The following is a 1,758-nucleotide window of genomic DNA, read 5'->3' as shown; positions in this document are numbered from 1 at the left end:
CTCGCCGTGCTCGCGGCGGTGTTCGTGCCGCGGCTCCTCGACGACGGAGGCGGCACCCCGCGAGGGAAGAAGCCCGGCGGTGGCGCATCGAGCAGCTCGCCGCCGCCCTCCTCGTCCACGCCACCGGCGAACGAGGGCGCGCGCACCGCGCCCGCCGGACCCGGCAGTGACGTACGGACGGCGGCGCAGGCGGAGGGCGTCCGCGAGAAGAAATGGACGGCCGACGTCTCCGGCAGCGACGACGAGCGCTTCCTGCTGGGCGGCTGGCTGCACAAGGGGACGGCTGTCCGCGTCGACTGGCTCGGCGCCCGCGGCTACGACGCCGACACCGGCGACGAACTCTGGACCGTCAAGCCCCCGAAGGGCCTGCGGACCTGCTCGGCGTCGGCGGACCCCAGCGCGACGTCCGGCGGCATCGGAGCCCTCAGCTTCGGCAAGGACCCGTACCGGCAGAACGAGTGCACACGGGTCGGCGCCGTCGACACCGGCAGCGGGAAACTCCTGTGGGACAAGGACATCGGAGGCTCGAACGACGCCGGGATCACGCTGGGCATGACGGGCAGGGCGCTCGTCACCTCGGGCGAGCGCGGGGTCGTCGGCCTGGACCGCGCCACCGGCAAGGAGCTGTGGCACTACACCGCCGGGATCGACAACTGCGGTCTCTTCATCACGACGGTGGGCCCGCGCACGGTCGTCCTCCTCCAGAAGTGCCCGGGCCCGGAAGGCGCCGCCGCAAGCGCCAACACCGTACGGGAACTGGACGCCTCCACCGGTGAGGTGCGCTGGACGCACAGGCTGCCCGTCAACGTCACCGAGCCGCGCGTGCTCACCACCGAGCCGGTGGCGGTGTCGCTCGGCCGGGGCGGCGACGGCAGCAAGAACGCGCTGCTCGTCCTCGACCTCAAGGGGCGCGCGCACCACGAGGTCCCCGTGAACGGTCCGTACGGCGAACTCGACCTGGTCCGGGGCGAGGACGACGGCCGCATGCTGTCCGATGGCGACATCGTGACCGCGCAGACCAGTGGCCTCTCGGGCAGGCATCCCGAACTCGTCGCGATCGACACGGACACGGGCAAGGTCCGCTTCCACCGGCCGCTGCCGTTCGGCAGCATGGATCTGCTCTCGCTGGGCGACGGGAAGGTGACCGGCATGGCCGGCTTCGCCCACCCCGACGAACCGACCCGCGTCGTGCGCATCGACCTCGCCGACGGAGCGACCGACGGGGACGGCACGCTGCCGTACGTGGCGGACGTGGACGGCATCGGCAACGTGGTCGCGGCGAGCGGACGAAAGGTGATCGTCTTCGCGTCGAGTTCGAAGTCGCGGATCGGCGCTGTGGGATTTGGCTGACGTCACGTCAAACAGCTGACCGGCACGCCGTTTTGGTGGACGATGGGATCCCCAAGCCACGACTGAGACCGCGGCCGGGGCCGGCGAAAACGGTGAGGGTGATGACGCAGAGCAGCGTGTCGGTACGGTGCCCCGTCTGCCGGCGCGAGCATGTGTACGCGCCGCCGTCGTACCCCTGCGCGTGCGGCGCCCCCGTGATCCCGCCAGTGGCGCGCGGGGCGACGGTGACACCGGTGACGGACCGGACGTGGGCGGACGAGTGGGTGACCGTGCGGTGCCGGATGTGCGGGCGCCGGGACCAGTGGCCGCAGCCCGAGCTGGGGTGCGGGTGCGGGGCGGTGCTGCGCATACCGGTGCGTGCGGTGCAGGCGCCTTCGGCGACTCCCGCGCCCCCGGCCGCTCCGGGGG

1 protein-coding gene and 1 pseudogene are annotated in these 1,758 nt (G+C 72.6%); both read left to right on the top strand.

From position 1 onward, the window contains the following. Positions 1–1,350: outer membrane protein assembly factor BamB family protein (locus ABD378_RS10455; RefSeq protein WP_344520304.1), on the top strand; the 1,350-nt coding region annotated here is incomplete at its 5' end. 101 nt (positions 1,351–1,451) lie between these two features. Further along, positions 1,452–1,758: pseudogene (locus tag ABD378_RS10450) on the top strand (hypothetical protein); the annotation flags it as partial.

This window comes from Streptomyces rectiviolaceus (assembly GCF_039533825.1).
Lineage (GTDB): Bacteria > Actinomycetota > Actinomycetes > Streptomycetales > Streptomycetaceae > Streptomyces > Streptomyces rectiviolaceus.
Note: the sequence above shows the minus strand (reverse complement) of the source record. Positions and strands in the feature narration are given on the sequence as shown.